The following is a 26,452-nucleotide window of genomic DNA, read 5'->3' as shown; positions in this document are numbered from 1 at the left end:
AAGTGAGGGCCCATGTTCAAAAAGCTTCTGATCGCCAACCGTGGCGAAATCGCCTGCCGTGTCATCAAGACCGCGCGCAAGATGGGCATTGAAACCGTTGCAATCTATTCGGACGCGGACGCGCAGGCCCTGCACGTGCAGATGGCCGACGAGGCCGTTCATATCGGCCCACCACCGGCCAACCAGTCCTATATCGTGATCGACAAGATGATGGAGGCCATCACGTCCTCGGGCGCGCAAGCGGTGCATCCCGGGTACGGTTTTCTATCCGAGAATTCGAAGTTTGCTGAGGCTTTGGCAGAAGTTGGCGTTGCATTCGTCGGCCCACCTGTGGGTGCGATTGAGAAGATGGGGGATAAGATCACCTCCAAGAAGATCGCCAAGGAGGCGGGTGTCAGCACGGTTCCCGGTTACATGGGGCTGATTGCGGATGCCGACGAGGCGGTGAAGATTTCCAACGAAGTTGGCTATCCTGTGATGCTCAAGGCCTCTGCCGGGGGTGGCGGCAAGGGCATGCGCATCGCGTGGAATGACGAAGAAGCTCGCGAGGGGTTTCAGTCGTCCAAGAACGAAGCGGCCAATTCCTTTGGTGATGATCGGATCTTTATCGAGAAATTTGTCACCCAGCCCCGGCATATCGAAATTCAGGTGCTTTGCGATGCCCATGGCAACGGCATCTATCTGGGCGAGCGTGAATGTTCGATCCAGCGCCGCAACCAGAAGGTCGTCGAAGAAGCCCCAAGCCCGTTTCTGGACGAGGCGACCCGCAAGGCGATGGGTGAACAGGCCGTCGCATTGGCCAAAGCCGTGGGCTATGCCAGCGCGGGCACCGTTGAATTCATCGTGGACGGGTCCAAGAATTTCTACTTCCTGGAAATGAACACACGCCTTCAGGTGGAACACCCGGTGACCGAACTGATCACTGGCGTCGATCTGGTTGAACAGATGATCCGCGTTGCCGCCGGAGAACCCCTGAGCATTACTCAGGACGATGTGACCCTCACCGGCTGGGCCATCGAAAACCGACTGTATGCCGAGGATCCGTATCGCGGGTTCTTGCCCTCGATTGGGCGTCTCACCCGCTATCGCCCTCCGATGGAAGTGGCGGCTGGGCCGCTGCTGGACACCGGCAAATGGCAGGGTGAAGCCCCCAGTGGCGAGACAGCCGTGCGCAACGATACCGGCGTCTATGAGGGCGGTGAGATCAGCATGTATTACGACCCGATGATTGCCAAGCTGTGCACATGGGGACCGGATCGGGCCACCGCCATTGAAGCGATGCGCGTGGCGCTCGACAGTTTCGAGGTTGAGGGGATTGGCCACAACCTGCCTTTCCTAAGCGCGGTGATGGACCACCCCATCTTCATCAAGGGCGACATGACCACCGCCTTTATCGCCGAAGAATACCCGGACGGGTTTGAAGGCGTCACATTGCCCGGAGCGGAACTGGTCCGGGTGGCGGCGGCCTGCGCAGCCATGCACCGGGTCGCTGAAATCCGTCGCGCCCGCGTGTCGGGCCGGATGGACAATCACGAACGTAAGGTGGGTGAGGATTGGAACGTGACGCTGCAGGACCGCTCGTTTGATGTGACGGTCGACGCAGATCAGTCCGGATCGACGGTCCGGTTCTCTGATGGTGCGACGCTGCGGGTGTCTGGCGCTTGGACGCCGGGGGATCAGCTGGCTGTGATGCAGGTGGAAGACGCGCCCCTAGTTCTGAAGGTCGGAAAAGTGTCTGGCGGTTTCCGCATCCGCACCCGCGGGGCGGACATGGTTGTGCACGTGCGCACGCCCCGCCAAGCAGAACTGGCGCGCATGATGCCTATCAAGACGCCGCCAGATACGTCCAAGCTGCTCTTGTGCCCAATGCCCGGACTGGTCGTGACCCTGCATGTCGAACCGGGCGAAGAGGTGCAGGTGGGGCAGGCCCTATGCACCATCGAGGCGATGAAAATGGAAAACATCCTGCGCGCTGAGCGCAAGGGCATCGTATCCAAGGTCAATGCCGCTGCCGGTGACAGTCTGGCTGTGGACGAAGTCATTCTTGAGTTCGAGTGAACGAGACAGGCAACATAAGTGGGTGGATTTCAACCATAGACCCACGCATGTGGCAGGCCGTGCTGGCTGGCCTGTTTGTTGCTGTGGGTTGGATCGTGAACGGGGCGCAGAATCGGGCCGATGCCCGACGCTTGCGCCGCGAACGGCGTGATGACGTGCAACGAGCGCTCGTGGCTGAGATAAAGCACTATCTTGAGGTGCTGGAAGGCGAGGATCTCAATGCCGCGTGGGAGGCGATGCAGCCGCGCATCGCATCTGGGTATGTCCCGTTCTTACCAACAGAAGACAATGATATGGTGTTCCAGTCCGTGCTGGCAGACATCCATATTCTGCCAAAGACAGTGATTGATCCGGTTGTGAAGTACTACTCACAACTCAAGGCGATCGAGGCACAGATCGCCGACTCGCGCCTGGATGCTTTTGTATCGGGCACTGACGAAGACAGCATAAGACGCCGCGAAATTTCGTATTTTGAGTATTTGCAGATGAAACAGCGCGCAAAGACCTATGCGGATCGGGCACTGCGTGAAATGGGTGTGACGTCCGGGGTCAGTAGCCCGGGCTTGGCCCATTCCGACCAGTGATGGGGGTAGAACGTTTGGACGTATCAGACATTACATTCCCTCGTGTCACGACACCGCACACGCGCGGTGCTTCCACCCACAATATAGGCGTGCGTGCCTGTGCACGCAACTCTCAAGCTCAAAATCACACAGGTGGGTTAAGGCCGTGTTACCTCAGCTTTCAGCCGCCACTTTCGACCCGGCGCTCGCGAATCTCGCGTTGCCGCATCGGCATACTGTCGATGGAACGCATCAACTGCCGCACGTCCCAAGGATACGGCTTGCGCAGTTTCACGCCTCCGTCTTTGCCGATCAGCACCAGCATGAACCCACGCGGGCGCAATTTTGTGCGCAACGCGCTGTCTCCGGACGGGTCCGTGTCGGTCAGAACAATGACGTCGCGGTCCAGCAACTCTTGGGCGCGTGTTTCCAGATATTCGATTTGCTGGCCAAAGTTCGGATCGGCAGGGCTGTCCGCGAATATGATGATCGGGCGCTTTTCCCAGACAAATTGGCTCAAATCTTCCACATCACCCTCGACAAAGAGGGCTTCTGCGGGCGTGACCTCACCCTCGGCGGCTGCCAGTGAGCCGCCCAAAAGGCCTGCAATTACAACGGGTAGTACGTGTTTCATATGCTCTCCTGATGAGGGATATGTAGATGCATTTTCCCCAATTACGACCGCCAGTCACATCATTTTTAGCTTTAATGCCTCTTCAAGCCTCTGCATGCCAGCTTTGCCCGTCTGGCGCACCCGATCAGTGCGCCACATGGCCCATAGGGCATCAAAAGGGGTACAGATGAAAGTCATTCTACATATCGGGGCACATCGAACCGGCACAATAAGTTTTCAATCCTACATTCGGCGCCACAGCAAAGAGTTGCGCGATGACGGCCTTGGGTTCTGGGGGCCCATGCGCACCCGCAAGGGGCTGTTCGCGGGCGTTCAACCCACACCGGGCTTTGGTCGTACCGCCGCCCGCCGCGCCCGGGGGCGCATTCTGCTTAACTTGAAAAAAGCACAGGCGCAGGGCGTCGAAACCTTGTTCGTCAGCGATGAAAACATGATGGGTTCGGTCCGTATGAACCTGCGCAAAAGTCGCCTTTACCCCGACATTGGCGAGCGTTTGGTGCGTTACATTTGGGCGTTTGACCAGCGGATTGACAAGATCGTGCTGTCTGTTCGCGCGTTGGATCATTTCTGGGCCTCGTCGCTGGCATATGGTGTTGGGCGAGGCCATGCAGTGCCTGATGCCGCGCGGTGTCTGGGGATTGCGCGCCAGCCGCGCACTTGGCGCGATGTGGTGTCGGACGTGTCCTGTGCGGCCCCGCTTGCACAGATTGAGGTCATCCCGTTTGAAATGTCTGCAGATCGCCCGGATTTGATGCTGACGGCGGCCACGGGTCACGCGGCCCCCCGTGATGCAGCGCCCGAATGGTTAAATCGGGCACCGACAGCTGCACAATTACGGGATGTTTTGGCTGAGCGGGGGGAAGACATTGACGCCGTTCCGGATACGGATGGGCGTTGGAACCCGTTCGACACGAACGCGCGCGCGGCCCTGCGCGAAGCATACGCAGACGACATGCACTGGCTGATAAGCGGTGCAAACGGTCTTGCAACACTGACAGAGGAACTGGACCAGACACGCGCGGGGAAAACCCTGCCACACGGTCCGTACAAACGAGGACTAGGACATGACATCGAAGAAAGACGCATGGCGCAGCCTGGCTGAGGGTGAACTGCGCGGCAAACCCGTTGACGATCTGACATGGAAAACGCTCGAAGGGATCGACGTCGCCCCGATCTATACAGAGGCGGACCTTGCCGATGTCGGCCACCTTGGCACCATTCCTGGTGAGGCACCGTTTACGCGTGGCGTGAAGGCAACGATGTATGCCGGGCGTCCGTGGACTATCCGCCAATATGCTGGTTTTTCAACGGCTGAAGAATCCAATGCCTTTTACCGCCGCGCGCTTGCGGCGGGTCAGCAGGGGGTGTCCGTTGCTTTTGATCTGGCCACACACCGAGGCTATGACAGTGATCATGAGCGCGTGCAGGGTGATGTCGGCAAAGCCGGTGTTGCTATCGATTCAGTCGAGGATATGAAGATCCTATTTGACGGAATTCCGCTGGAAAAAGTCAGCGTTTCCATGACGATGAACGGCGCCGTTGTTCCGATACTTGCAAGCTTTATTGTCGCCGGGGAAGAGCAAGGCGTGGACCGCGCCGCCCTATCAGGCACGATCCAGAACGACATCCTCAAAGAGTTCATGGTGCGCAATACATACATCTATCCGCCCGAACCCTCGATGCGCATCATCGCGGATATCATCGCCTTTACGTCAGCCGATATGCCCAAATTCAACTCGATCAGCATCTCGGGATATCACATGCAAGAGGCGGGTGCGAACCTTGTCCAAGAGCTTGCCTTTACGCTGGCCGATGGGCGCGAATACGTGCGTGCCGCCATTGCGCGGGGCATGGACGTGGACGCGTTTGCGGGACGGCTTTCGTTCTTTTTCGCCATCGGCATGAACTTTTTCATGGAGGCGGCCAAGCTGCGCGCGGCCCGTCTGCTTTGGCACAAGATCATGGCGGAGTTTGAACCGAAGAACCCGAAATCGAGCATGCTGCGGACTCACTGTCAGACGTCCGGCGTCAGCCTTCAAGAGCAGGACCCGATGAACAATGTGGTGCGCACCGCCTATGAGGCGATGGCCGCGGTGTTGGGCGGTACCCAATCTCTACACACGAACTCTTTTGACGAAGCGATTGCTTTGCCCACACAATTTTCGTCTCGCATTGCGCGCAACACACAGCTGATCCTGCAAAATGAAACTGGCGTGACCAATGTAGTCGATCCGCTTGCCGGCTCTTACTACGTGGAAAAGCTGACCCACGATCTGGCGGAAGAGGCTTGGAAACTGATCGAAGAGGTTGAAGAGATGGGCGGTATGACCAAAGCGGTCGCATCCGGCATGCCCAAGCTTCGGATCGAAGAAGCGGCCGCCACCCGACAGGCCCTGATCGACAAGGGCGACGAGGTCATCGTGGGCGTGAACAAGTTCCGCCTCGACGAGGAAGACCCCATCGACATCCTCGACATCGACAACGCCGCTGTGCGCGACAATCAGATCGCGCGCCTTGAAAACATCCGCTCTGCTCGGGATGACGCGGCGTGTGAGGCCGCGCTTTTGGCATTGGAAGAGGGCGCGCGCGCCGATGGCAACCTCTTGGCTTTGGCCGTTGAGGCCGCCCGCGCCCGCGCAACCGTAGGAGAGATCAGCATGGCCATGGAAAAGGTATTCGGACGCCACCGCGCCGAAGTAAAAACACTCTCTGGTGTCTACGGTGCCGCCTATGAGGGCGACGAAGGCTTCGCGGCCATCCAAAAATCGGTTGAAGCATTTGCTGAGGCCGAGGGGCGCCGCCCGCGCATGTTGGTCGTCAAGATGGGACAGGATGGACATGATCGCGGGGCCAAGGTGATTGCGACTGCCTTTGCCGATATCGGATTTGACGTGGATGTCGGCCCCTTGTTCCAAACGCCTGCCGAGGCGGCGCAGGACGCGGTGGACAACGACGTGCACGTGGTTGGCATCTCGTCGCAGGCGGCAGGTCACAAAACCCTCGCGCCGCAGCTGGTGGACGCCCTGAAAGAGGCCGGGGCCGAAGAAATCATCGTGATCTGTGGCGGGGTGATCCCGCAGCAGGACTATCAGTACCTCTATGATGCTGGGGTCAAAGCGATCTTTGGGCCGGGCACAAACATCCCTGCGGCAGCGCAAGAAATTCTGACCATCCTCGGAGAAACAAGGGCTTAGGTGATGAAGTTCGACCATTTGGTTGTCGGAGCCACAACACTGGCCGAAGCACAGGCCCATATTGAGGATGCGTTGGGTTTGACGATGCAACCCGGCGGGCAACACAGTGTGTTTCACACGCACAACGCGCTGATGGGTTTGGAGGACGGTCTGTATCTGGAGGCGATTGCGCCAGATCCTTCGGCTGATCCGCCGCTGCGTCCCCGGTGGTTCGATCTTGACCGATTTACAGGTCCGGCGCGCTTGTCGAATTGGGCCTGTGCAGTGGATAATTTGGAAGCTGACTTGCGCGACCTGCCAGAGGGATGTGGCGCACCGGTTCAGGTGGCACGCGGCGCATTGACTTGGCATATGGCTGTGTCAGCACAGGGCACAACGCCCTTTGACAACCTGTGGCCCGCACTGTTGCAGTGGCCTGCTGGAATTGTGCACCCGGCGACCAAGCTGAACCCAACCGGCGCGCGTTTGAAACGGTTTACGCTGCGCCATCCTGAAGCCGAAGTGTTAAACACCACATTGGCGCGGCATCTGATTGACGACCGCGTCGCTGTCGAAACGGGGCCTATCGCGATGCAGGCGGTGTTTGATACGCCACATGGCGAACGCATCCTGTGATCCGGTCTGCGACACCTCAGGATGCGGGCTGGATCGCGGCGATCTGGAACGCGATGATTGCCGATACTCTGTTCACTTTTACAACCGAGCCCAAGACCGAAGGAGCGATCGCAGAAATGATCGAAACCCGTCCGGTGTTTGTGCTGGCAGACCAGACAGGCTTTGCCACATATGGTCCTTTTCGTTCGGGCCCCGGATACGCGGCGACCGTGGAACACTCCATTCTGCTGGACACATCGGCCCAAGGGCGCGGGCAGGGGCGTGCGTTGATGCAGACCTTGATGGAGCACGCGCGGGGCCAAGGACATCACGTTATGGTGGCCGGGATCAGCAGTGCCAATCCGAACGCAGCTGCCTTTCACGCGGCCCTTGGTTTTGAAACTGTGGCCCAGATGCCTGAGGTTGGGCGCAAGAGTGACCAATGGCTTGATCTGATCCTGATGCAAAAGCTGCTCGGATAGGTTTGATTGCCCTAACATGCGCCCGGACCTTGGCCTATAAGATGGCCTCATGTCACTTTGGACCCGCATATCAGACGCTCTCGCGGCCCTCACAGCTGGTGAAGGGCTTACGGCTGTCTTTGATCGATTGCGCTCGCCGCCTGAACGCAGTGTTGCCTTTGCTATTGCTGTGATCGCTTTGGGGGCCAAAATGGCCAAGGCGGACGGGCAGGTGACCCGCGACGAGGTTACCGCCTTTCGGGACGTGTTTCACATCGCTGCGCAGGACGAGGCCGGGGCGGCACGTGTGTTCAACCTAGCCCGTCAGGATGTGGCGGGCTTTGAGGAATACGCCACGCGCATCCATTCCATGTTTTCCGATCAGCCCGAGACCCTGACCGACCTCATTGAGGGACTGTTTCACATCGCGATGGCTGATGGATTCTATCACCCCAACGAGGATGCGTTTCTTGAGCAGGTGGCCCACATTTTCGCCATTCCAGACGTCGAATTCCGCGCCCTGCGTGCGCGGTTTGTCCCTGAAGCTGTACCTGATCCCTACACCGTGCTCGGCATAACTCCGGACATGGATATTGAGGCGATGCGCAAAGCTTGGCGCAAACTCGTGCGCGAGAACCACCCCGATGCGATGATGGCCCGCGGCGTGCCGGAAGAGGCTGTGCGGTTGGCCGAAAAACGCATGATCGACATCAACCGGGCTTGGGAAGACATCCGGAGTGCGCACGCCTGATGCGGCTGGCGACCTATAATATCGAGTGGATGACCAACCTGTTCGCTGACGATGGCGCGCTGTTGAACGATGGCGAGCCGTCGGGCCGCTATGGTGTCACCCGACAAGATCAGATTGCTGCGCTGTGCAACGTGTTTCAGGCCTTGGATGCGGACGGCGTAATGATTGTTGAGGCTCCGGATCAAGGGCGAAGTCGCGATTCAGTGGCGGCTCTTGAGACCTTTGCCGCTCATGCTGGCATTCGGGCGCGCCGCGCTGTTATCGGTTTTGCCAATGACACACAGCAAGAGATTGCCCTGTTGTTTGATCCCGATGTCCTGACGGTGCGCCATGATCCGCAGATTCACGCCGGTGCCCCGCAATTCGATAGTGAATTTGCAATTGATCTGGACATTGATGCAACTGAAGACAGGGTCGTCTTTTCAAAACCGCCACTTGAGCTGGCAGTGGAGACGCAGGGCGGGACACAGCTCCGCCTGATCGGCGCACATCTGAAATCCAAAGCCCCCCACGGGGCCAAGACGCGCGATGAAGTGCTGCGCATGTCTATCGCGAACCGGCGCAAGCAACTGGCGCAGGCGATCTGGTTGCGTGCCCGCATTGCGGCGCATCTGGATGAAGGTACACCGTTGATATTGTTGGGCGATCTCAATGACGGTCCGGGGCTGGATGAATACGAACACCTCTTTGGCCGCTCCTCGGTCGAGATCATCCTTGGCGAGGGGGACACAGCCCTGTTCGATCCGCACGCGCGCCAAGGATTGCAACGCCGCCTCGGCGCGATGCCGACCACTGCGCGGTTCTGGATTCGGCCTGAGCAGCGTTATTTGCAGGCACTTTTGGATTACATCATGGTATCGCCTGATCTGGCGATGCACGAAGGGCGCTGGCGCATTTGGCATCCGCTTGATGATCCGGAGTGTTGGAAACAGCCTGCCTTGCGCGATGCATTGGTGGATGCGTCAGATCATTTCCCGGTGAGCTTGGATATCTCACTTTGAGGTCCCATATTATGGCTATGAAACGTCTGATCATGATTGCGTGCCTGACATGTAGCACCCCGGCCATGGCCCAAGATGAGGGCGATGGGCTGTCTCTGATGGAACGGGGCGCGCAGATGCTGATGGAAGGCTTGATGCAGCAGATGGAGCCCGCACTTGAGGATTTCCAAGAGTTGGCGGACGAGTATGGCCCTGCTTTGCGCGACTTTACCGCCCAGATGGGGCCTGCACTGCGCGATTTGCTGGAACAGGTTGAGGACTGGAGCGTTTATGAACCGCCCGAAATCCTCGACAACGGCGACATCATCATCCGGCGGAAACCGCCAACGGACACGCCAAAGCCCGATGAAGAGGGCCAGATTGAGCTTTAGCGTTTACGCTGCTTGACGGTCACGTCTGCGCGAAGCGAGGCAGCCAGCGAGTTCAGCCGGGCTTCGGCCACCTCTCCAAAGAGCGGCATCGCGTCTTTTGACAGGCGCAGTTCAAGCTTCTTTTTCTTGGGGTACCAGCGGAATTCTCCGAGATTGGCGTCTTTGTCCGTCCACATCATCGCGCCAAACCGCATGGCTTTGCCCAGCACTTCGGCGTCGATAAGCGTTTTGTCGTCCACAAGGTCATAGAGGTATTCGAAATGGGTGCCTTCGCGCTGGTTGGTGTACCGGTGGAGCAGCGCGAGGCCCAGAAAAATCCGTTCGGAGTGTTTCAGCCCGCCGAGGTTTGCGCGGGTGGCGTTGTCGAAACACACTTCTGCGCGGTAATCGGGATGCGCGCGCCAACTCACATCGTGCAGAAGGCAGGCTGCCTTGATCAGGCGTTTGCGCTCGAATGGGGCGGATTTAAACAGCGGTTCCAAGAACTCATAGAGCCGTTTGCCAAAACCCGGCATGCGCGCGTCCTTGGATTCGGCGAAATAGCACGCCTCGATCAGAGGATCACGGTCACGCAATTTTTGGGGCATCTGCTCGTAAAGCATCCCCTCACGAATGCCGTAGCTGGAAATGGCGATGTCTTTGGGCTTGAACGTTTTTATCAGCCGTACCAACACCTCGGCTGCCAGTGGTGCCAGCGCCATACGCGCCGCTGAAATGCCGCAGGCATTGCGCAATTGTTCCGGATCGGGGTGTTTGGCGATGAATTTGGCGGTTTGACGGACGGCCTTGGGGGTCATGCGATATTCGTGCAGCACCTGCAACGGGTAGCCACGCCGGTGCATGTCCACTTTGCAGATTGCGCGCCATGAGCCGCCAACCAGAAACAGCCGATCACGCTGTGCGCCCATCGCGTCCTTGAGACGTTCCATGGTTGCTTTGATATGTGCGGCGCGCCCCTTTTTGCCGCCCTTCACGGTTTGCAGTTTGAGAGGGCCGAGGTCAGAAGTTTCGCGGCGCCCCACGATGCCCCCCGATATTTCCGCCAGTTCCATGGACGATCCGCCAATGTCGCAGACCAGACCGTAAGAGCCCGGCCAGCCAAGCAGAACACCCTGAGCGGACAGCCGGGCCTCTTCCCGCCCGTCTATGACGCGCACGTAAAGGCCAGTTTCGCGTTCCACATCCGCGCAAAAGGCCGGGCCGTCGCTTGCGTCGCGCACGGCCGCAGTGGCCACGACGGTCAGATCGGACAGCCCCATGCCCTGAGCCAGACGGTTGAACCGGTGCAACGCGGCAAGGGCACGCACGCGGCCTTCCGGGTTCAGGCGTCCGGTGCCGGACATGCCGGCTCCGAGGGCGCACATGATCTTTTCATTGTAGAAATAGGCCGGGCTGCGCGCGGCCCCGTCAAAGACCACAAACCGGACCGAGTTTGATCCCACATCCACAACCCCGACACGGGACAAAGCGCGCGCTGATGGGTCTTCAAACAGGGGACGCCCGAAAAGACCCCCGTCATGATGCGGTTCGACCAAAACGTTCATGGAGCCCCCGTGGTGCCGATCTTGTGATCAGTGATGAACCAGTGAGACGCCTTGGTCAATGCGCTCGACGATCCGGGCGCGTGCGCTCAGTCCTCGGTGTGGGTCAGTTTGGGCACGTCTGAGGCCCCCGCCGATCCACGCCCGGAGAGCGAGGGGTTTTCCATGAAAAAGCGGTGGCAGTTGAAGGCGAACGTTCCTTCGGGCACGTCTGGACGTATAAAGCTGCCATCGGGTGCCATGACCCAGCTTTGTGCCACATCGGCGAGGTTTGCGGCCATGACCTGGCTCACGATCTGCGCCTTTACGGTAGCGTTTTCAATCTCGACCAGTGTTTCGACTCTCCGGTTCAGGTTCCGGCCCATCCAGTCCGCTGAAGATATAAAAACGCGGGCTTTCTTGGACGGCAACCCGTGCCCGTTGCCAAAGCAGACAATACGCGAGTGTTCGAGGAACCGGCCCACGATGGATTTAACCCGAATGTTATCGGAGAACCCTTTGATCCCCGGCCGCAACCCGCAGATACCCCGCACGACAAGGCTGATCTTCACGCCGGCCTGTCCTGCTGCATAGAGCGCATCGATGACTTCGGAATCGATGAGCGAGTTCATCTTGGCCCAGATCACAGCCGATTTACCTTTGGCGGCGTAATCAGCTTCGGCTTGGATCATTTCTAGCAGTTTAGGTTTCAGGGTGGTTGGCGAAATGGCGAGGTTGTCGAGCGCTTCGGGTGGGGCGTATCCGGACAGGTAGTTGAAGACTTTGGTCGCATCACGCCCCAGTTTCGGATCGCAGGTGAACAGCGACACGTCGGTGTAGATACGGGCCGTGCCGGGGTGATAGTTGCCGGTGCCAAAATGGGTGTAGGTCACCAGCTTTTTGCCTTCGCGGCGCACCACGGTGCTGATTTTTGCATGTGTCTTGAGATCAATAAAGCCGTAGACCACATGCGCGCCCGCCCGTTCGAGGCGGCGCGACTGGCGGATATTGGCGGCCTCATCAAAGCGGGCTTTGAGTTCGACAAGAGCGGTGACGGATTTGCCGTCTTCTGCCGCTTCACACAGGGCTTCGACGATGGGTGAGTTTTTTGAAGTCCGATAGAGCGTCTGCTTGATCGCCACGACGTCCGGGTCCCGCGCCGCTTGTTGAAGGAAACGCACCACCATGTCGAATGTTTCGTAGGGGTGATGCAACAGCATGTCTTTTTGGCGGATGGCCGACAGCATGTCGCCGTCAAAGTCACTGACCCGCTCGGGGACACGTGGGGTGAACGAGGGCCATAGCAAATCCGGACGATCATCCAGCACCAGCGCGCTGAGGTCCGCCAGACCAAGCATACCATCGACCTCAACCACTTCGGAATCCGTGACCCCAAGTTCTTCCTTGATGACAGCCATCAGCGCATCTGGCGCGCCTGCGGAGTGGGTCATTCGCACCACTTCCCCACGACGACGGCGTTTCAGGGCAACTTCAAACTCGCGGACGAGGTCTTCGGCCTCTTCTTCGACTTCCAGATCGCTGTCGCGCAGCACGCGGAATTCGAAATGTGCTTTGAGTTTATAGCCTGGGAACAAGTTCGGGATGTGCAGGATCAGCAATTCTTCAAGCGGCAGGAACCGTTGGCCGGGGCCGGGCAGGGCGATGAAGCGGTCGATCTGCGCCGGGATCGGCAGCAGGGCCTGAAGTTTGCGTTTGTCGGACTTGCGCTCCATCTGCAGGGCCAGCGCATAGCCGGTGTTGGGGATGAAGGGGAACGGATGTGCAGGATCAATGGCCAGAGGAGAGAGGACGGCAAAGACTTCGGCAAGGAATACGTCCTCAAGGTGGGCGATGTCTTCTTCGGTCAACTCTTCTGGTGTCAGGACATTGATGCCAGCCGCGTCCATCTCTTCGTGCAGGTCCTTGAGGACCCGTTGTTGTTCGGTCAGCAGTGCACGCGCGTTTTCGTTGATCAGCACCAGCTGTTCGGCGGGCGACAGGCCATCTGCGGCGGGCGTTGTGTTGCCGGCGATGGCCAGTTCGCGCAAGCCTGCGACACGCACGGTGTAGAATTCATCAAGGTTGCCGGCCGAGATCGACAGGAACCGCAGCCGTTCCAAGAGCGGAACGCGCGGGTTCTCCGCCTCTTCCAGCACGCGCCAGTTAAAGCTCAGCCAGCTGAGTTCACGATTGAAAAACCGGCCCGGACCGTTTGTGTCCAGATCGGGCAGGTCGACAGGTTCGGGAAAGGGCGAGGCAAGAAAGTCGGCATTGGTCATGGGGCGGGTATGGCGATCACATGTGACGGTTAAGTGACGTTTATCCCCTATCGCCTGTGTCAATGTCCAGCAGCTCTGCGGCAAGGGCGCGTGTCACTGGTTTTTTGCGGGCCAGACTTGTTGCATCGAGGGTGGCGACGATGCGCCGCGCGGCCTCGAATGACCGCTCCATATGGGTGACCAGATAGGGGATCACATCCGCCCGTGGCGTCAGTTGACGGTCATTGAACAGTTTGCCCAACACTGCCGCCAGCAGGTTGTCATCTGCGGGATCGAGGGCCGCGTGCCCAGCCGCGTCAATCCGACTTTGCAGATCAGGCAGTGACATGGCCCAAAGGGACGGCGCTTGGGTGCCCGTCATCAGCAAATGCTGTCCTGCCTCGGCCAATTGGTTGTGAAGGTGAAACAGGGTTGTCTGGATGTCTATGTCTTTAGAGATAAGGGGGACGTCTTCGACCGCGATTGGCCCTGTTGGGGGAATGTCGAGGAGGTCAATGGTCAGATCACGTGCCGCTATGATCCGTGCGCCGCTGGCGGCGGCCCAAACATGGGTGAGGTGGGTTTTTCCTGAACCTTCGGGACCACTCAGCACCATTTTGCGCAATGGCCAGTTCTGCCAATCGTCGATCATCGTCATTGCCAGCGCGTTAGAGGGCGCCACAAGGAAATCGTCACGCCCAAGCGCTGCGCGTGCAGGCAGGTCCAGTCCAAGTTGCGTGGCCATGATCAGTCTTCGGTCTCGATGTCAGCCTCTAACCCTTTGTAGAGGCGACTGTCTTTGTACTGGTCTGCGAGGAACCGCACAAACACCCCAATGGCGGCGGCCATTGGCACCGCGACAAGCATGCCGACAAAACCAAATAGGGCGCCAAACACCGTCAGGGCGAGTATCAGCCACACTGGATGCAGTCCGACGCTTTCACCGACCAGTTTTGGTGTCAGCACGTTTCCTTCTGCAACCTGACCAATCATGAAAATGATGGCCACCGCAGCGATCATGCCCCATTCCCCCCAGAACTGGAACAGCGCCAAACCGATGGCCAGAGCGCCGCCCACAAGTGCGCCCACGTAAGGAATGAAGGTCAAAAGACCCGCCACGAAACCAACGACAAGCCCGAATTGAAGGCCCACCACCATCAGCGCGACAGCGTAATATGTTCCAAGGATCAAGCAAACTGTGCCCATGCCCCGGATAAACCCGGCCAGGGTCGTGTCAACTTCGTGAGCGAGGCGGCGGATGACGGGCGCATGATCGAGGGGCAGAAGAGCGTCGATGCGTGCAATCATACGGTCCCAATCCAGCAGCATGTAAACCGCCACAACAGGCACGATGACGAAGAGCACTATGATGTTGATGAGGCTTGCGGCTGAGATCAGCGCAGAGTTGAGCAGGTCACCGCCCCGTTCAGAGATGGTTTGGCCGATGCTCGAAAGCGTTTGATGTACGGCCGAACTTTCATCCAGCAGGCTGGGAAAGCGTTCGTTGAGGAAGGTTGTGGCGTCTTCGGCGATTTGGGGTGCGGCGTTGAACAGTTGCACGGACTGCTGGACAAGGTTGGGGATCACCAAGAGGATAAGGATGACAAAGACGATGATCGCGCTGACGGTGATGATCCCTGTGGCGAGGGCGCGGCTGCAACCGTGCGCCTCAAGCCAGTCTGCGACCGGATCAAGGAAATAGGCGATAGCGGCCCCAAGAAAGAAAGGCAGCAACTGATCACCCAGCGCGTAAAGCAGCAAGAAAAAGATCGCCGCGGCGATCCCCCAATATTTTAACTGATCGCGCACCGGCAGGGCCATGTTGTCTCCCGTTTGACCTTGGGTCCACATTGCGGTTTTTACCCCCGCTTTCAAGGGAAGATGTGGTCGCAAGCATAGTGCGTCTTTGCCTATGCGCGGCTTCACGGCTGTAATTGGCCCGCGCGGTCAAGGCACGCATCCGCCTTTTTCCCGGACTGCCGTTCAAGTGTGATTGCGGCCTTTCACCCTTTCGCCTAATCAGGTCCAAATATCTGATGGAGTGCTGATCGTGCGTTTGAGCCGTTATTTTTTGCCCGTACTAAAGGAAAACCCCAGCGAGGCGCAGATCGTGAGCCACCGCCTGATGCTGCGGGCTGGCATGATCAAGCAAGCCAGTGCGGGGATTTATTCCTGGCTGCCCCTCGGCTTTAAGGTTTTGCGCAAGCTGGAAAACATCGTCCACGAAGAACAGGCGCGCGCTGGTCACATGGCCATGCTGATGCCCACCATTCAATCGGCTGATCTGTGGCGTGAAAGCGGGCGTTATGATGCCTACGGCGACGAGATGCTGCGCATCAAGGATCGCGGCGGGCGTGACATGCTGTTCACTCCCACCGCCGAAGAGTTGATCACCGATATCTTCCGCGCCCATGTGGGCAGCTACAAGGATTTGCCGCTGACCATGTATCAGATCCAGTGGAAATTCCGCGACGAGATCCGCCCGCGCTTTGGCGTGATGCGGGGCCGCGAATTTCTGATGAAGGATGGCTACAACTTTGACCTGACCAAAGAAGACGCGCTGCACGCCTATAACCGCCATCTGGTCAGCTACCTGCGCACCTACGAGCGGATGGGCTTGCAGGCCATTCCGATGCGCGCAGATTCCGGACCCATTGGCGGAGATGACACCCATGAGTTTCTGGTGCTTGCCGAAACTGGGGAGTCTGAAGTGTTCTATGACAGTGCCGTCACCGACCTCACCTTTGGCGATCGTCACATCGACTATGATGATGTGGCCCAGTGCGCGGGCGTGATGGAAGAGTTCACGAACCTTTATGCGCGCACCGACGAAACCCACGACGAGGCGCTGTTCAACGCCATCCCCGAGGAACGCCGCCGCGTGGCGCGCGGGATCGAGGTGGGCCAGATTTTCTACTTTGGCACCAAGTATTCGGATGCTTTGAACGCGGTTGTGCAGGGCCCGGATGGCAAGCAGGTACCAGTGCATATGGGCAGCCACGGTATCGGTGTCAGCCGCCTGATGGGCGCCATCATCGAAGCCAGCCATGATGACAACGGCATCATCTGGCCAGAAGGCGTCACACCCTATCACTGCGGCATCGTGAACCTTAAACAGGGCGATGCAGAGGCGGACGCGGCTTGTGAGGCTCTATATGCCAGCCTCGGTCTGCTGGGCCTTGAGCCGCTCTACGATGATCGCAACGAGCGCGCTGGGGGCAAGTTTGCCACCATGGACCTGATTGGCCTGCCTTGGCGGATCACCGTCGGGCCACGGGGTCTCAAGAACGGCGTGGTCGAACTGACCTCGCGCCGTACAGGGGTGAGCGAAGAGTTGCCGCCCGAAGAGGCGGTCAAGCGCGTAGCGGAGATTTACGCGGCACATTGATCGCCGCCTTGTGCTAAGTTGTATGTGATGAAAGCGCTTGTTTTATCCGTGCTGATTTTGACGCTGCTGCCTTTGGCAGCGGCATCTCAGGACGCTGACCGGGTGGAGGCAATGCGCGCGGCCTATGCGGAGTGGCTGGAGCGCAATCAGACGACCGGAACAGGTGCGCTGGCGTTCGAAGGTGCCGACACCTACGCGATTGGGGATGCCACCGCACCCATTGAATTGGCAAGCGTCAGCAAATCCATCACCGCGCTTTGCGCAGCAGCGCTTCGGGATTCGGGTGATCTGGACATGTCAGTTTCAGTTCGCGATGTGCTGGGCCGCGGCCCGGATGTCAGCGTTGCATCCCTTGTGACCCACACCAGCGGCCTCACCGAGGATGTCACACAGAAGCTGATGCCGGAGTGGCTGGACACGGACGGACAACGCGGCTTTGACGTGCTTGAGGCGATGTCGGCACCAACTGGAGTGTCGGGGCAGTACGTCTATAACAACGTCAACTACGCCTTGTTGGGATTGGTGATCGAGGCCAGCGTTCCGGACAGTTATGAAGATACCTGCAAACGCCTTGTGTTGCATCCTGTAGGCGTGACAGGCATGCCATCACCGCGGGCTGGCGGGTTCCTCAGTTGGGGCGGTTGGACCATGTCGCCTTTGGATTATGCGCGGTTGCATGCACATTGGTATGGGCAAGGCACCGCAACGGGTCGCAATCCATTTGACTATCCACATGTGCAATTGTTCGAAAACGGACCCTACTATGGGCTTGGCACTGTGTTTCGCCCCAACCACACCGGCGATGGTACTTTCAATTTTTGGCATTTCGGTGCGCTCTGTTTTCCCGGACGCATGAGCGTTGGTTCTTACGCTGTCACATTCGGTGGAAAATTGACTGCCATCATGGGCTATGACGCCTGTGTGGATTTCGACACCATGCTGGCGTTAGATACACAAATTGGCCGCGCGGCTTATGGGGCGGTGGAATGATTGCCCGGGTTCTGGTTTTGGCAGGTGGTGTCTTGGGCGGCGCGTCCGCGTCTCAATTCCCGGAATTCGCCCAACAGTACACCCAGCGTCTGGGCGGAGCAGTGGATGCGTTGGGCGAAGTGGTTGCCGACTTTGACGCCTCGGCGGCGGATGCTGGCCTGACGCGGGACGCGGCACTGGCCGAACTGCAAGGCAGCGCATTTCTGGATGCGAGGCGGCAGGATATGACGCGCACGTTTGAGCGTTACGAGAGCTTGCTAGCCGATCTGACAAAGCTGGAAGGGGCAGGGCCGTTTATGCGCGCCTATCACGCGACCAGCATGAGCGACCGAGACGTTGCGCGCGCGGCGATGGAGACGTTTGAACCAGCGGTCCCTCTTGGCATGGCGGGGCTGACGTTTGCGGGGTCAGGATTTATTGCGGGGTTGCTCACCATCTGGGCGGCGCTCAAACTGTTGATGTGGCCGCTTCGCCGCCGCGCCGGAACGGCGGTCTGATCGGGCGGCGAAACCCTGTTTGGGTAGGTGATTTTCCAAGAACAGATGTATTTCGTGCGCCCACGAAGCCGGACCGTATTATCGATGGCCACGGCGGCGCGTAGTGCCCGCACGCCCTAGCGTGGCGCGTGTCCAACCCAAGCCTCTGACTGCAACCGCTTGACCTCCGCCTGCGTCTCGCCCAAGTCTGCTTGCAAACAGAGCAGGAGCCCGAAACCGTGGCCACACCCCCTTTTGCCCCTTTCGAGTGGATGATCGCATGGCGTTACTTGCGCGCGCGTCGCGCCACCGGTGGCGTCAGTACGATGACATGGATCAGCCTGATCGGGATCACGCTGGCGGTCTTTGCGCTGATCGCGACGCTGTCGGTTCGCTCGGGTTTTCGTGCGGAGTTTGTAGATACGATCCTTGGTGCCAACGCCCACGTGACGGTATACCAGATTGGTGAGGTCACTCCGGCGGGAACCATTGACCGCACCATCGCCGATTACGATGCACGGGCAGAGGCATTGCGCGCCGTGCCGGGTGTGACCCGTGCTGCGCCGATTGTGCGTGGGCAGGTTATGGCCAACTTGCGCCAAAGCAATGCGGGCGTCCAAGTCTTTGGGATATCGGCGGAAAATCTTGGCAGTTTGCCGCGCATTGCGGACCCCGAAACAGCCCGGGGTGACATCGCGCGCTTTGAACAAGGTGTGGCCATCGGCTCGGGCGTGGCGCAGGAACTGGGCGCGCAGGTGGGGGATCGGATCAAGCTGATTTCACCCAATGGGGTGAAAACCGCTTTCGGCACTTCGCCACGCATCAACGCATATGAAGTCACGTACATATTCTCTGCCGGGCGCTACGACATCGACCGGGTGCGTGTCTATCTGCCTCTGGCCGAGGCACAATCGTTCTTTAACCGCGAAGGGGTCGTGGACGAGATCGAGGTGATGGTCGAGAACCCGGAGGCCGTCGACAGCTATGCTGTGGCTTTGAGAGAAACTGCAGGCGACCGCAGCCAGTTGTGGACGTGGCGCGACGCCTCGGGCAGTTTTTTGCGCGCGCTCGAGGTTGAGGACAACGTGATGTTCATCATTCTGTCGATCCTCGTTCTGATCGCGGCGATGAACATCGTCTCGGGCCTGATTATGTTGGTCAAAAACAAGGGGCGCGACATTGGTATACTGCGCACCATGGGGCTGACCGAAGGGTCAATCCTGCGCGTCTTTTTCATTTGCGGCGCCTTCACGGGCATGATCGGGACGGCCATGGGCGTAGTACTTGGCTGCCTCTTTGCTCTTTATATCGATCCGCTGTTTTCGCTGGTGAACTACCTTATGGGCGGGGGCGTATGGGATCCATCCATTCGCGGTATCTATGCGCTGCCAGCCCAGTTAAACCTGTCTGACGTACTGAGTGCGGTTAGCCTGTCTCTCGGGCTGTCCTTCATTGTCACCATTTTTCCGGCACGTCGTGCGGCTCGCATGAACCCGGTCGAGGCGCTGCGTTATGAGTGATGTGGTGCTGGAACTGAAGGATATCGCCAAGACCTACAATGCGGGCAAACCGTCTGAGGTTGCGGTGCTTCGCGGCGTAGACCTGAGTGTGGGCAAAGGTGAGGTTGTCGCACTTGTTGCGCCCTCCGGTGCAGGAAAGTCGACATTGCTGCACATTGCGGGTTTGCTGGACACGCCTGACGCCGGAACGGTCGAATTGGGTGGGCAGAACCTGAGCGGGCAATCAGATCGGCGCCGGACTTTGGCGCGCCGGGCGGATGTGGGGTTCATCTACCAGTTCCACCACCTGTTGCCCGAGTTTTCAGCCTTGGAAAACATCGTGTTGCCGCAGTTGAGTAACGGGACGTCGAAAAGCGCCGCGTCCGAGCGTGCTATGATGCTTCTCGACAAAGTTGGGGTAGGGGCCCGTGCAGATCACCGTCCGGCCGAACTTTCTGGCGGCGAACAACAGCGCGTTGCCTTTTGCCGTGCTCTGGCCAATGCGCCGCGACTGCTATTGGCGGATGAGCCAACCGGAAACCTGGATCCGGCTACGTCAGATCAGGTGTTTGATGCGCTGATGGGATTGGTACGTGACACAGGGTTGTCGGCGCTGATTGCCACTCACAACCTTGAACTGGCAGCCCGGATGGACCGCACATTGCAGCTGGATTCTGGGCGGTTGGTGTAAACTGTCTCGTATCCGTTACGCTTGACGCTTGCCAAGCTCTTTGATCAGAATGTGTGGCACGGCCCTCGCCGTGAAGGACGAATACAATGACTTCCGTTACTCTTGCCGACATCGAACGCAAAGTTCAGGCCGCACTGGTCGCCCATGGCGCGGGCACCTTTGCCGCCGCCGAGGTGGCGCGGGCCGTGGCACGGGCCGAAGCGACGCACAACCGGATATGCGGGCTGTATTACCTTGAAAGCTACTGCGCGCAGTTGAAAACGGGCCGTGTACAGGGGGATGTGGTGCCGGTGGTAACGGCCGCGCGTCCGGCGGCCATTCAGGTCGATGCGCTTATGGGCTTTGCGCAACCGGCATTTGCCTATGGGCTTGCTCCGGCGTTGGACGCGGCCCGCCAGTTTGGCGTCGCCACGCTGGCCGTGGGCCATGCGCATACCTGCACGTCGCTGGGTTATTTCACCGAACAAATCGCGGCGGCCGGATTGATCGGGATCGGAATGACCAATGCCTCGCCCATCGTTGCTCCGCCGGGGGGCAAGACGCGGATGATCGGGACCAATCCCATTGCGTTTTCTGTGCCTGATGGGTCAGGCGGGCTGGCCATGCAGTTTGATCAATCCACAACCACTGTGGCTTTGGGCAAGATCACAATGGCCAAGGCCGCGGGCGAGGCGATCCCCCTTGGCTGGGCGCTTGACGCAGACGGTAACCCGACAACGGATCCGGAGGCCGCGATTAAAGGCTCACTTTTGTCCATGGGCGGGTACAAAGGATGGGGCTTTGGCCTGATGGCCGAACTTTTGACGGCAGGCATGACAGGCGGCGTTCTCAGTCGTGACGTCAAACCGCTCAAGGCGCCAGAGGGACCACCGCATGATCTTGGCCAGTTTTACCTCCTGATCGATCCCAGTACCTCACCCGACTTTGCGGACCGCGTCGTAGAACTGAGTGAACTGATTGCGACCGACGAAGGGGGGCGCATGCCAGGACAACATCGCGTGATCGCGGATCCGGTCGACGTAGACCCAGCGGCGTGGGAACAAGCTCAGGCGCTGGCCGAGGTCAGCTAGAGCGCAGAACACCTGCGCCTTACGCCTGCTGCGTCAGCCACACCCCCGCCGCCATCAATGCAATCCCGCCCATCCGCGCCGGACTAAGGGCGGCAGCCTGCGCACCGAACAGACCAAAGTGGTCAATGGCGGCTGCACTGATTAACTGTCCAATCAGCACAAAGAACACGGCATTTCCGATGCCAAAGTGCGGGGCGATGAACGTTATGGACAGCACGTAGAACGCGATCAGCGCACCGGCCAGAAACAGATGCTTTGGGGCCTCCGCCACCTTGGCCAATCCATGCCCCCCTGTGAACGCAAAGACCACTGCCGCCGTCACCAACGCCACGGTGAACAATACCGTGGCCGCTGCTGCCGGGTTGCCCAGTCGGGTGCCCAGGGCTGCATTCAGTGCGGCCAGAATGGGAATGCCGATCCCGGCCAACAGCATGATGAGGGCGTATTGGGCCATGGGTGATCTTCCCTTATCCGTCATGTTTCAGCCGCAGATCCCGTTAAGTTCAACACCGTCCCACGGCAGGCGCACATTGTGTTGGCGCGATTGGGGCAGGGCGGCCACGGGCATGGACTTGGATATGAGTGCATGGAGCCGATGCGTGCGCGGGGCTTGGGGGGCAAGGGCGCGGCAGCATACGAACTCTTCCACGATGGCCCCCTGCTGCTCGAAACCGAATTCGGAAAACTTTCGTTCCACCCCAACATCAAACAGGTAGGGATCGTCGCTTGTTTGATGTTCGCGCGCGGCCCTGAGCGGGGAATAGCCCGTCACATCCCGGTTCTGCCATTGCCAGACATGGGTCAGCTCATGGGCAAGCAGCATGGCAGCGATCAGGTTGATCTCGTCCGGGTAGTCAGGGACGTAGTCCTCCAGATACCAATCCTTGTCGAAAAGCACATGCTGCCAAAGGGCCACAGCCGCAGGTTTGGCCGTGACAATCCCTTCGGTCGCCGGGGGCAGGATCAACTCGCGGCACGTTGTGCGTGGCCGCGCCTTGCGCCGGAAGGTGACAGCGCGGGTTGGGGCGCTGTCCACAAGGCGCACACGCTTGGTGTCCAGTGCATCGCCATGGATCGTCGCGGAAAAGGCGATCTCGGCCTCTGTCAGGGGCCGACCACAGCCCGTCAGCAGGGCAAGGATCAAAAGGGTGCGCATGAACATGCGCCCAATAGGGGCCAGATCGGATTTGGGATCAAGTTGCAACTGCGTGAACACCGCACCTCTTATCCCGGCACGGCGAAAGTGGCTGTGGCATGGGCAATTGGTTTGTTCACGGGCAGGGCGGTCAGGGTGCAGCGTGCAAAGATCATCGACCGGCCCGCGCGCAAAACCTGTGCCTCTGCGCGGACCGTGTCGCCGGAGCCGGGGCGCAGAAACTGTGTGTCGAGCGTGACCGTCGCCACGGGAATCATCTGCCCTCGATTCGCGCCCGCAGCCAGCACCATGGCCGTATCTGCGAGGGTCGCCAAAACCTGGCCTGACACAATACCACCAATGCGTGCGATCTCATCTGTTATTGGTATGTCAACAGTCAGCCCAGTGTGGTCGCATTGTGTGACAGAGGGCGACAGCGCAAGGACCCACGGGGCAAAGTTTTCTTCCAGGAAACGTTGGGCATCGGGGGCTGTAATCATTCCTTTAACCTGCGGCATAGGCGGAAAGGATGCAAGATTGGGCAATATCCCGCTTAGCAAAAATCCGGTCTCTAAAATGCCTTGAAGATGCCTAGTTCTGGTAAACTGCTGTACACCTTTATGGGCGAAAAAGTATCAGGCCGCGGGCGAGTAAGTGCCTGTCGGTTTGTAACGAGTATGAAGGCGAGGGCGAAAGCTCTCGCCTTTTTCATGCGTGCGTATGGTGGGCGCGTCGCCCAGCAGCATACTGCGCAGCAGTGCGAGACAAGGTCAGCGGAAACGCCCCTCGTTTTCGCCGCCTGAGCGTCCGCTTGCGGGCGCGACACCCGACAGCGTGTTCTTGCTGAAACCCGCGAGAGAGCACGACCGCCCCCATGGGCGACTGCGTCACCCCGGAGCTATCGCCCTCTGCGGCCTCAACAGCTCAACTGGAGCCTTTGCAAGACGGCCTTCTACCCGCGGTCGGGTGAAGCGAAATATGTCCTGCATCACTGTATTTGTTTCGATTGGGTACCAATTCCAAGGGTTGGTGACCCGCTTAGGTTAGCAATATGCTAGGCTATTGGATCAAAACGACTCGCTTGTTGGCTGCTGATAATTTGGCCGGTGGCGTTCTCTAACCGTATGGATTGTTCATGGCTAAGAAAATAAAAGCCAATTCGAATGCGTTAAGCAAAATTGGTACTTCTATCGATGATCTTGAAAAAGCTTTTGATGGGGTGATTGCTGACCTTGAAGCAATCGGAACGCCAGCTGTGTTTGTAAAGCACGCGGCTCTAGGAAAAAAGGATCTACAATATGGGAAGTCTTCCTCCGTCGCGAAGAGCATATATAAATCCCTGGAGTTTCAGAAAAAGATTAAGGAGTTCACCGCCCCAGCTTGCATAAAGGCATCAATAAAATTTCGTTCTACCAAACACCTTCATGCGGCCTTTCTTGAGGCAACACTTTTTGGCGATATCGACAGAACCAAGGATGGTTTCGTATTCAAGGGATATCTGTTTGACAAATTTGACTTCAAAAAATCGAAAAATGCCAAAGTAAAAACAACTTATGGTAAATTTTTGCGGAAACTTGGCAATACAGCAAAAGATTTGCAGAATGCGGGTGTGCTAAAGCCGTTCAAAATTCGAGTTGATTTGGAGTTTGACTGGAAGAAGTAACCTTCTCAAACATCCAACTCCTCCACAAACCGTGCGTTCTCCTGAATGTACTGAAACCGCATCTCCGGCTTCTTGCCCATCAGACGCTCGACCAGATCGCCCGTCTCTCCGGGTTCATCATCGTCAATCGACACGCGGATCAGCTTGCGCGTTGCGGGGTTCATGGTGGTGTCTTTGAGGTCCTTGGCGTCCATCTCGCCCAGTCCCTTGAATCGGGACACGTCGATCTTGCCCTTGCCACCCAAACCGCTCTCCATCAGCGCGTTTTTTTCGACCTCGTCCAGACAATAAACCCGCTTGGCCCCTTGGGTCAGGCGGAACAGCGGCGGGCAGGCGAGATACAGGTGCCCGGCATCGATCATCGGCCGCATCTGGGTGAAAAAGAACGTCATGAGCAGAGCCGCGATGTGCGCGCCGTCCACATCCGCATCGGTCATGATGATGACTTTGTCATAGCGCAGATCGTCGACGTTGAATTTGGCCCCCAGACCCACGCCAAGCGCTTGGCTTAGGTCCGAAATTTCAGCGTTGGACCCCAGTTTGCTTGAGGCCGCCCCGAGGACGTTCAAAATCTTGCCGCGCAGAGGCAGCAGCGCTTGGGTCTTGCGGTCGCGCGCCATCTTGGCCGACCCCCCGGCGCTGTCACCTTCGACGATGAACAATTCGGTGCCTTCGCGGGACTTGTTGGAACAATCGGTCAACTTGCCGGGCAGGCGCAGTTTTTGCGTTGCCGTCTTGCGCGCCGTTTCTTTTTCTTGCCGTCTGCGCAGGCGCTCTTCGGCCCGAAGCACCAGAAAATCGAGGATCGCGCCTGCGGATTTCGTATCCGCCGCCAGCCAGTTGTCAAAGTGATCGCGCACGGAATTCTCGACCATCCGCTGGGCATCGACGGTGGCCAGCCGGTCCTTAGTCTGACCCACGAATTCAGGTTCACGGATGAAACAGGACACAAGCGCACCCGCCCCAGTGATCAAATCCTCGCGGGTGATGGTGGAGGCCTTGCGGTTGTTCACCAACTCGCCATAGGCCTTGATGCCCTTGAGGATCGCGGCCCAGAACCCGGCCTCGTGCGTGCCACCTTCGGGCGTGGGGACGGTGTTACAGTAGGATTGAATGAACCCGTCACGCGCAGGCGTCCAGTTGATCGCCCATTCCACCTTGCCCGGCACCTTGAATTTTTCAAAGGACACAGATCCTGCGAATGGGGCATCAGCGTAAGTGGTCGCCCCGGCCATCACTTCGTTCAGATAGTCGGCAAGACCGCCCGGAAAATGGAACGTCGCCTCGGTCGGCGTCTCGCCATCCTGAATGGCCGTTTTCCAGCGTATTTCGACACCAGAGAACAAGTAGGCCTTGGACCGCGCCATCTTGAACAGCCGCGCAGGTTTGAGGGTGAGAGAGCCAAAGATTTCCGCATCCGGGTGGAACGTGACGGCCGTGCCGCGCCGGTTTGGGGCGGATCCCACCTTTTCCAGCTTGCCCTGTGGCAGGCCACGGGAAAATTCCATCGCGTAAAGTTCGCGATTGCGTGCCACTTCGACTCGCAGGTGGTCGGACAGGGCATTTACGACGGAGGAGCCGACGCCATGCAGACCGCCAGACGTCTCATAGCTGTCGCCCGAAAACTTGCCCCCCGCATTCAGCGTGCAAAAGATAATTTCCAATGCGGATTTGGACGGGTCCTTGGGGTGTGGATCGGTCGGAATGCCCCGCCCGTTGTCGCGCACGGACACATGCCCGTTTTCGTGCAACTCGACTTCGATCCAAGTGGCGTGACCTGCGACGGCTTCGTCCATGGAGTTGTCGATGATCTCGGCGACCATATGGTGCAGGGCGCGGTCGTCCTTGCCCCCGATATACATGCCCGGGCGCAGGCGCACGTGTTCCATGTCCTCCAGCACCTGAATGGAGGAGGCATCATAGTCCGAGGCTTTCGCGGCCCCGCTTAACAAGTCGGTCATGGCAGCTGCTCTTTTTTGTTAATTGAGCAGAGTATGGCAGACCGTCTATTTGGGGGGAAGGGGTTAGCGCCTTGGATATTGGCACCGTACACACAAACAGGCGCGCTCAGTCCCCCGAGTAGGTGTTGTGTGGACCGTAGCCGGCGAGGGGCACTTCCAATGTCACGAAAATGA

General features: G+C 58.7%; 25 protein-coding genes. 16 read left to right on the top strand and 9 right to left on the bottom strand.

Annotation, left to right across the window (positions count from 1 at the left end):
- Positions 1-12: 12 nt before the first annotated feature.
- Both DHN60_RS09645 and DHN60_RS09640 read left to right on the top strand, forming a co-directional pair.
- The gene (locus DHN60_RS09645; RefSeq protein ID WP_108837083.1) at positions 13-2,058 is read left to right on the top strand and encodes an acetyl/propionyl/methylcrotonyl-CoA carboxylase subunit alpha; all 2,046 of its coding nucleotides are present in this window, start codon (positions 13-15) and stop codon (positions 2,056-2,058) included.
- Positions 2,055-2,642, top strand: coding sequence for a hypothetical protein (locus DHN60_RS09640; protein ID WP_159089163.1), 588 nt, complete (start codon positions 2,055-2,057; stop codon positions 2,640-2,642). Before DHN60_RS09645 ends, DHN60_RS09640 begins: the two co-directional genes overlap by 4 nt.
- A gap of 160 nt (positions 2,643-2,802) precedes the next feature.
- Here DHN60_RS09640 and DHN60_RS09635 read toward each other — a convergent pair whose 3' ends face one another.
- A complete protein-coding gene (locus tag DHN60_RS09635; RefSeq protein WP_108837081.1) occupies positions 2,803-3,255 on the bottom strand; it encodes a DUF4174 domain-containing protein in 453 nt (150 codons plus the stop codon).
- A 166-nt stretch (positions 3,256-3,421) separates the two neighbouring features.
- Between DHN60_RS09635 and DHN60_RS09630 the strand changes: the two genes are divergently transcribed.
- Genes DHN60_RS09630 through DHN60_RS09600 form a run of 7 tightly spaced genes read left to right on the top strand, consistent with a single transcriptional unit; the run spans position 3,422 to position 9,627 of the window.
- Positions 3,422-4,357, top strand: coding sequence for a hypothetical protein (locus tag DHN60_RS09630; RefSeq protein WP_108837080.1), 936 nt, complete (start codon positions 3,422-3,424; stop codon positions 4,355-4,357).
- Complete coding sequence (scpA, locus tag DHN60_RS09625) at positions 4,320-6,449, top strand: methylmalonyl-CoA mutase (RefSeq protein WP_108837079.1); 2,130 nt, start codon at positions 4,320-4,322, stop codon at positions 6,447-6,449. Before DHN60_RS09630 ends, scpA begins: the two co-directional genes overlap by 38 nt.
- Positions 6,450-6,452: 3 nt before the next feature.
- On the top strand, positions 6,453-7,064 hold the full coding sequence (locus DHN60_RS09620; protein ID WP_108837078.1) for a VOC family protein: 612 nt from the start codon (positions 6,453-6,455) through the stop codon (positions 7,062-7,064).
- Positions 7,061-7,525, top strand: a complete 465-nt coding sequence (locus tag DHN60_RS09615) for a GNAT family N-acetyltransferase (RefSeq protein WP_108837077.1) — start codon at positions 7,061-7,063, stop codon at positions 7,523-7,525. The genes DHN60_RS09620 and DHN60_RS09615 overlap by 4 nt, the downstream gene beginning before the upstream one ends.
- A gap of 49 nt (positions 7,526-7,574) precedes the next feature.
- Positions 7,575-8,255: a molecular chaperone DjiA gene (locus DHN60_RS09610; RefSeq protein WP_108837076.1), complete on the top strand. Its 681-nt coding sequence runs from the start codon at positions 7,575-7,577 to the stop codon at positions 8,253-8,255.
- Entirely contained in the window at positions 8,255-9,256 is a 1,002-nt protein-coding gene (locus tag DHN60_RS09605) for an endonuclease/exonuclease/phosphatase family protein (RefSeq protein WP_108837075.1), read from the top strand. Before DHN60_RS09610 ends, DHN60_RS09605 begins: the two co-directional genes overlap by 1 nt.
- A 17-nt stretch (positions 9,257-9,273) precedes the next feature.
- Positions 9,274-9,627 (top strand): hypothetical protein, encoded by a 354-nt coding sequence (locus DHN60_RS09600; RefSeq protein WP_108837074.1) that lies wholly within the window; start codon positions 9,274-9,276, stop codon positions 9,625-9,627.
- Here the strand turns inward: DHN60_RS09600 and DHN60_RS09595 are convergent.
- The 4 genes from DHN60_RS09595 to DHN60_RS09580 form a co-directional block, all read right to left on the bottom strand.
- A complete protein-coding gene (locus tag DHN60_RS09595; protein WP_108837073.1) occupies positions 9,624-11,171 on the bottom strand; it encodes a Ppx/GppA family phosphatase in 1,548 nt (515 codons plus the stop codon). The two genes, DHN60_RS09600 and DHN60_RS09595, sit on opposite strands and share 4 nt — an antisense overlap.
- Before the next feature lie 86 nt (positions 11,172-11,257).
- Positions 11,258-13,426 carry an RNA degradosome polyphosphate kinase gene (locus DHN60_RS09590; protein WP_108837072.1) on the bottom strand — a complete coding sequence of 723 codons (2,169 nt, stop codon included), beginning with the start codon at positions 13,424-13,426 and terminating at the stop codon, positions 11,258-11,260.
- Between the two features lie 40 nt (positions 13,427-13,466).
- On the bottom strand, positions 13,467-14,150 hold the full coding sequence (locus tag DHN60_RS09585; protein ID WP_108837071.1) for a DnaA/Hda family protein: 684 nt from the start codon (positions 14,148-14,150) through the stop codon (positions 13,467-13,469).
- A 2-nt stretch (positions 14,151-14,152) separates the two neighbouring features.
- Positions 14,153-15,226, bottom strand: a complete 1,074-nt coding sequence (locus tag DHN60_RS09580) for an AI-2E family transporter (RefSeq protein WP_108837286.1) — start codon at positions 15,224-15,226, stop codon at positions 14,153-14,155.
- Between the two features lie 229 nt (positions 15,227-15,455).
- On the opposite strand from DHN60_RS09580, the gene proS reads away from it, so the two are divergent.
- From proS to DHN60_RS09550, 6 genes are all read left to right on the top strand, one after another.
- Positions 15,456-16,793, top strand: coding sequence for a proline--tRNA ligase (gene proS / locus DHN60_RS09575; protein ID WP_108837285.1), 1,338 nt, complete (start codon positions 15,456-15,458; stop codon positions 16,791-16,793).
- A gap of 27 nt (positions 16,794-16,820) precedes the next feature.
- Positions 16,821-17,783, top strand: a complete 963-nt coding sequence (locus DHN60_RS09570) for a serine hydrolase (RefSeq protein ID WP_108837070.1) — start codon at positions 16,821-16,823, stop codon at positions 17,781-17,783.
- Positions 17,780-18,280, top strand: a complete 501-nt coding sequence (locus tag DHN60_RS09565; RefSeq protein WP_108837069.1) for a DUF2937 family protein — start codon at positions 17,780-17,782, stop codon at positions 18,278-18,280. The genes DHN60_RS09570 and DHN60_RS09565 overlap by 4 nt, the downstream gene beginning before the upstream one ends.
- Positions 18,281-18,498: 218 nt before the next feature.
- Positions 18,499-19,779 carry a lipoprotein-releasing ABC transporter permease subunit gene (locus tag DHN60_RS09560; protein ID WP_108837284.1) on the top strand — a complete coding sequence of 427 codons (1,281 nt, stop codon included), beginning with the start codon at positions 18,499-18,501 and terminating at the stop codon, positions 19,777-19,779.
- Positions 19,772-20,449 (top strand): ABC transporter ATP-binding protein, encoded by a 678-nt coding sequence (locus tag DHN60_RS09555; RefSeq protein WP_108837068.1) that lies wholly within the window; start codon positions 19,772-19,774, stop codon positions 20,447-20,449. Before DHN60_RS09560 ends, DHN60_RS09555 begins: the two co-directional genes overlap by 8 nt.
- 86 nt (positions 20,450-20,535) lie before the next feature.
- The gene (locus tag DHN60_RS09550; protein ID WP_108837067.1) at positions 20,536-21,519 is read left to right on the top strand and encodes an Ldh family oxidoreductase; all 984 of its coding nucleotides are present in this window, start codon (positions 20,536-20,538) and stop codon (positions 21,517-21,519) included.
- A gap of 19 nt (positions 21,520-21,538) precedes the next feature.
- On the opposite strand, the gene DHN60_RS09545 is transcribed toward DHN60_RS09550, so the two are convergent.
- The 3 genes from DHN60_RS09545 to DHN60_RS09535 form a co-directional block, all read right to left on the bottom strand.
- The gene (locus tag DHN60_RS09545; protein ID WP_108837066.1) at positions 21,539-21,973 is read right to left on the bottom strand and encodes a DMT family transporter; all 435 of its coding nucleotides are present in this window, start codon (positions 21,971-21,973) and stop codon (positions 21,539-21,541) included.
- Between the two features lie 27 nt (positions 21,974-22,000).
- Entirely contained in the window at positions 22,001-22,681 is a 681-nt protein-coding gene (locus tag DHN60_RS09540) for a hypothetical protein (protein ID WP_108837283.1), read from the bottom strand.
- Positions 22,682-22,743: 62 nt separating this feature from the next.
- The gene (locus DHN60_RS09535; protein ID WP_234423589.1) at positions 22,744-23,154 is read right to left on the bottom strand and encodes a PaaI family thioesterase; all 411 of its coding nucleotides are present in this window, start codon (positions 23,152-23,154) and stop codon (positions 22,744-22,746) included.
- A gap of 635 nt (positions 23,155-23,789) precedes the next feature.
- On the opposite strand from DHN60_RS09535, the gene DHN60_RS09530 reads away from it, so the two are divergent.
- A complete protein-coding gene (locus DHN60_RS09530) occupies positions 23,790-24,317 on the top strand; it encodes a hypothetical protein (RefSeq protein WP_108837065.1) in 528 nt (175 codons plus the stop codon).
- Positions 24,318-24,322: 5 nt separating this feature from the next.
- On the opposite strand, the gene DHN60_RS09525 is transcribed toward DHN60_RS09530, so the two are convergent.
- A complete protein-coding gene (locus DHN60_RS09525) occupies positions 24,323-26,278 on the bottom strand; it encodes a DNA topoisomerase IV subunit B (protein WP_108837064.1) in 1,956 nt (651 codons plus the stop codon).
- Between the last annotated feature and the right edge of the window lie 174 nt (positions 26,279-26,452).

Origin of the sequence: Tateyamaria sp. Alg231-49, from assembly GCF_900143535.1 — a bacterium.
GTDB lineage: Bacteria > Pseudomonadota > Alphaproteobacteria > Rhodobacterales > Rhodobacteraceae > Tateyamaria.
This window is presented reverse-complemented; position numbering and strand designations above follow the sequence as displayed.

Excerpts from the sequence above, each read along its gene's own strand:
- DHN60_RS09600 (WP_108837074.1), top strand. The coding sequence starts at position 9,274 with ATGAAACGTCTGATCATGATTGCGTGCCTGACATGTAGCACCCCGGCC.
- DHN60_RS09565 (WP_108837069.1), top strand. The coding sequence starts at position 17,780 with ATGATTGCCCGGGTTCTGGTTTTGGCAGGTGGTGTCTTGGGCGGCGCG.
- DHN60_RS09555 (WP_108837068.1), top strand. The coding sequence starts at position 19,772 with ATGAGTGATGTGGTGCTGGAACTGAAGGATATCGCCAAGACCTACAAT.
- DHN60_RS09580 (WP_108837286.1), bottom strand. The coding sequence starts at position 15,226 with ATGGCCCTGCCGGTGCGCGATCAGTTAAAATATTGGGGGATCGCCGCG.
- DHN60_RS09525 (WP_108837064.1), bottom strand. The coding sequence starts at position 26,278 with ATGACCGACTTGTTAAGCGGGGCCGCGAAAGCCTCGGACTATGATGCC.
- DHN60_RS09585 (WP_108837071.1), bottom strand. The coding sequence starts at position 14,150 with ATGGCCACGCAACTTGGACTGGACCTGCCTGCACGCGCAGCGCTTGGG.
- DHN60_RS09595 (WP_108837073.1), bottom strand. The coding sequence starts at position 11,171 with ATGAACGTTTTGGTCGAACCGCATCATGACGGGGGTCTTTTCGGGCGT.
- DHN60_RS09610 (WP_108837076.1), top strand. The coding sequence starts at position 7,575 with ATGTCACTTTGGACCCGCATATCAGACGCTCTCGCGGCCCTCACAGCT.
- DHN60_RS09590 (WP_108837072.1), bottom strand. The coding sequence starts at position 13,426 with ATGACCAATGCCGACTTTCTTGCCTCGCCCTTTCCCGAACCTGTCGAC.
- DHN60_RS09620 (WP_108837078.1), top strand. The coding sequence starts at position 6,453 with ATGAAGTTCGACCATTTGGTTGTCGGAGCCACAACACTGGCCGAAGCA.
- DHN60_RS09630 (WP_108837080.1), top strand. The coding sequence starts at position 3,422 with ATGAAAGTCATTCTACATATCGGGGCACATCGAACCGGCACAATAAGT.
- DHN60_RS09645 (WP_108837083.1), top strand. The coding sequence starts at position 13 with ATGTTCAAAAAGCTTCTGATCGCCAACCGTGGCGAAATCGCCTGCCGT.
- DHN60_RS09540 (WP_108837283.1), bottom strand. The coding sequence starts at position 22,681 with ATGTTCATGCGCACCCTTTTGATCCTTGCCCTGCTGACGGGCTGTGGT.
- DHN60_RS09550 (WP_108837067.1), top strand. The coding sequence starts at position 20,536 with ATGACTTCCGTTACTCTTGCCGACATCGAACGCAAAGTTCAGGCCGCA.
- scpA (WP_108837079.1), top strand. The coding sequence starts at position 4,320 with ATGACATCGAAGAAAGACGCATGGCGCAGCCTGGCTGAGGGTGAACTG.
- DHN60_RS09535 (WP_234423589.1), bottom strand. The coding sequence starts at position 23,154 with ATGATTACAGCCCCCGATGCCCAACGTTTCCTGGAAGAAAACTTTGCC.
- DHN60_RS09545 (WP_108837066.1), bottom strand. The coding sequence starts at position 21,973 with ATGGCCCAATACGCCCTCATCATGCTGTTGGCCGGGATCGGCATTCCC.
- DHN60_RS09635 (WP_108837081.1), bottom strand. The coding sequence starts at position 3,255 with ATGAAACACGTACTACCCGTTGTAATTGCAGGCCTTTTGGGCGGCTCA.
- DHN60_RS09605 (WP_108837075.1), top strand. The coding sequence starts at position 8,255 with ATGCGGCTGGCGACCTATAATATCGAGTGGATGACCAACCTGTTCGCT.
- DHN60_RS09530 (WP_108837065.1), top strand. The coding sequence starts at position 23,790 with ATGGCTAAGAAAATAAAAGCCAATTCGAATGCGTTAAGCAAAATTGGT.
- DHN60_RS09570 (WP_108837070.1), top strand. The coding sequence starts at position 16,821 with ATGAAAGCGCTTGTTTTATCCGTGCTGATTTTGACGCTGCTGCCTTTG.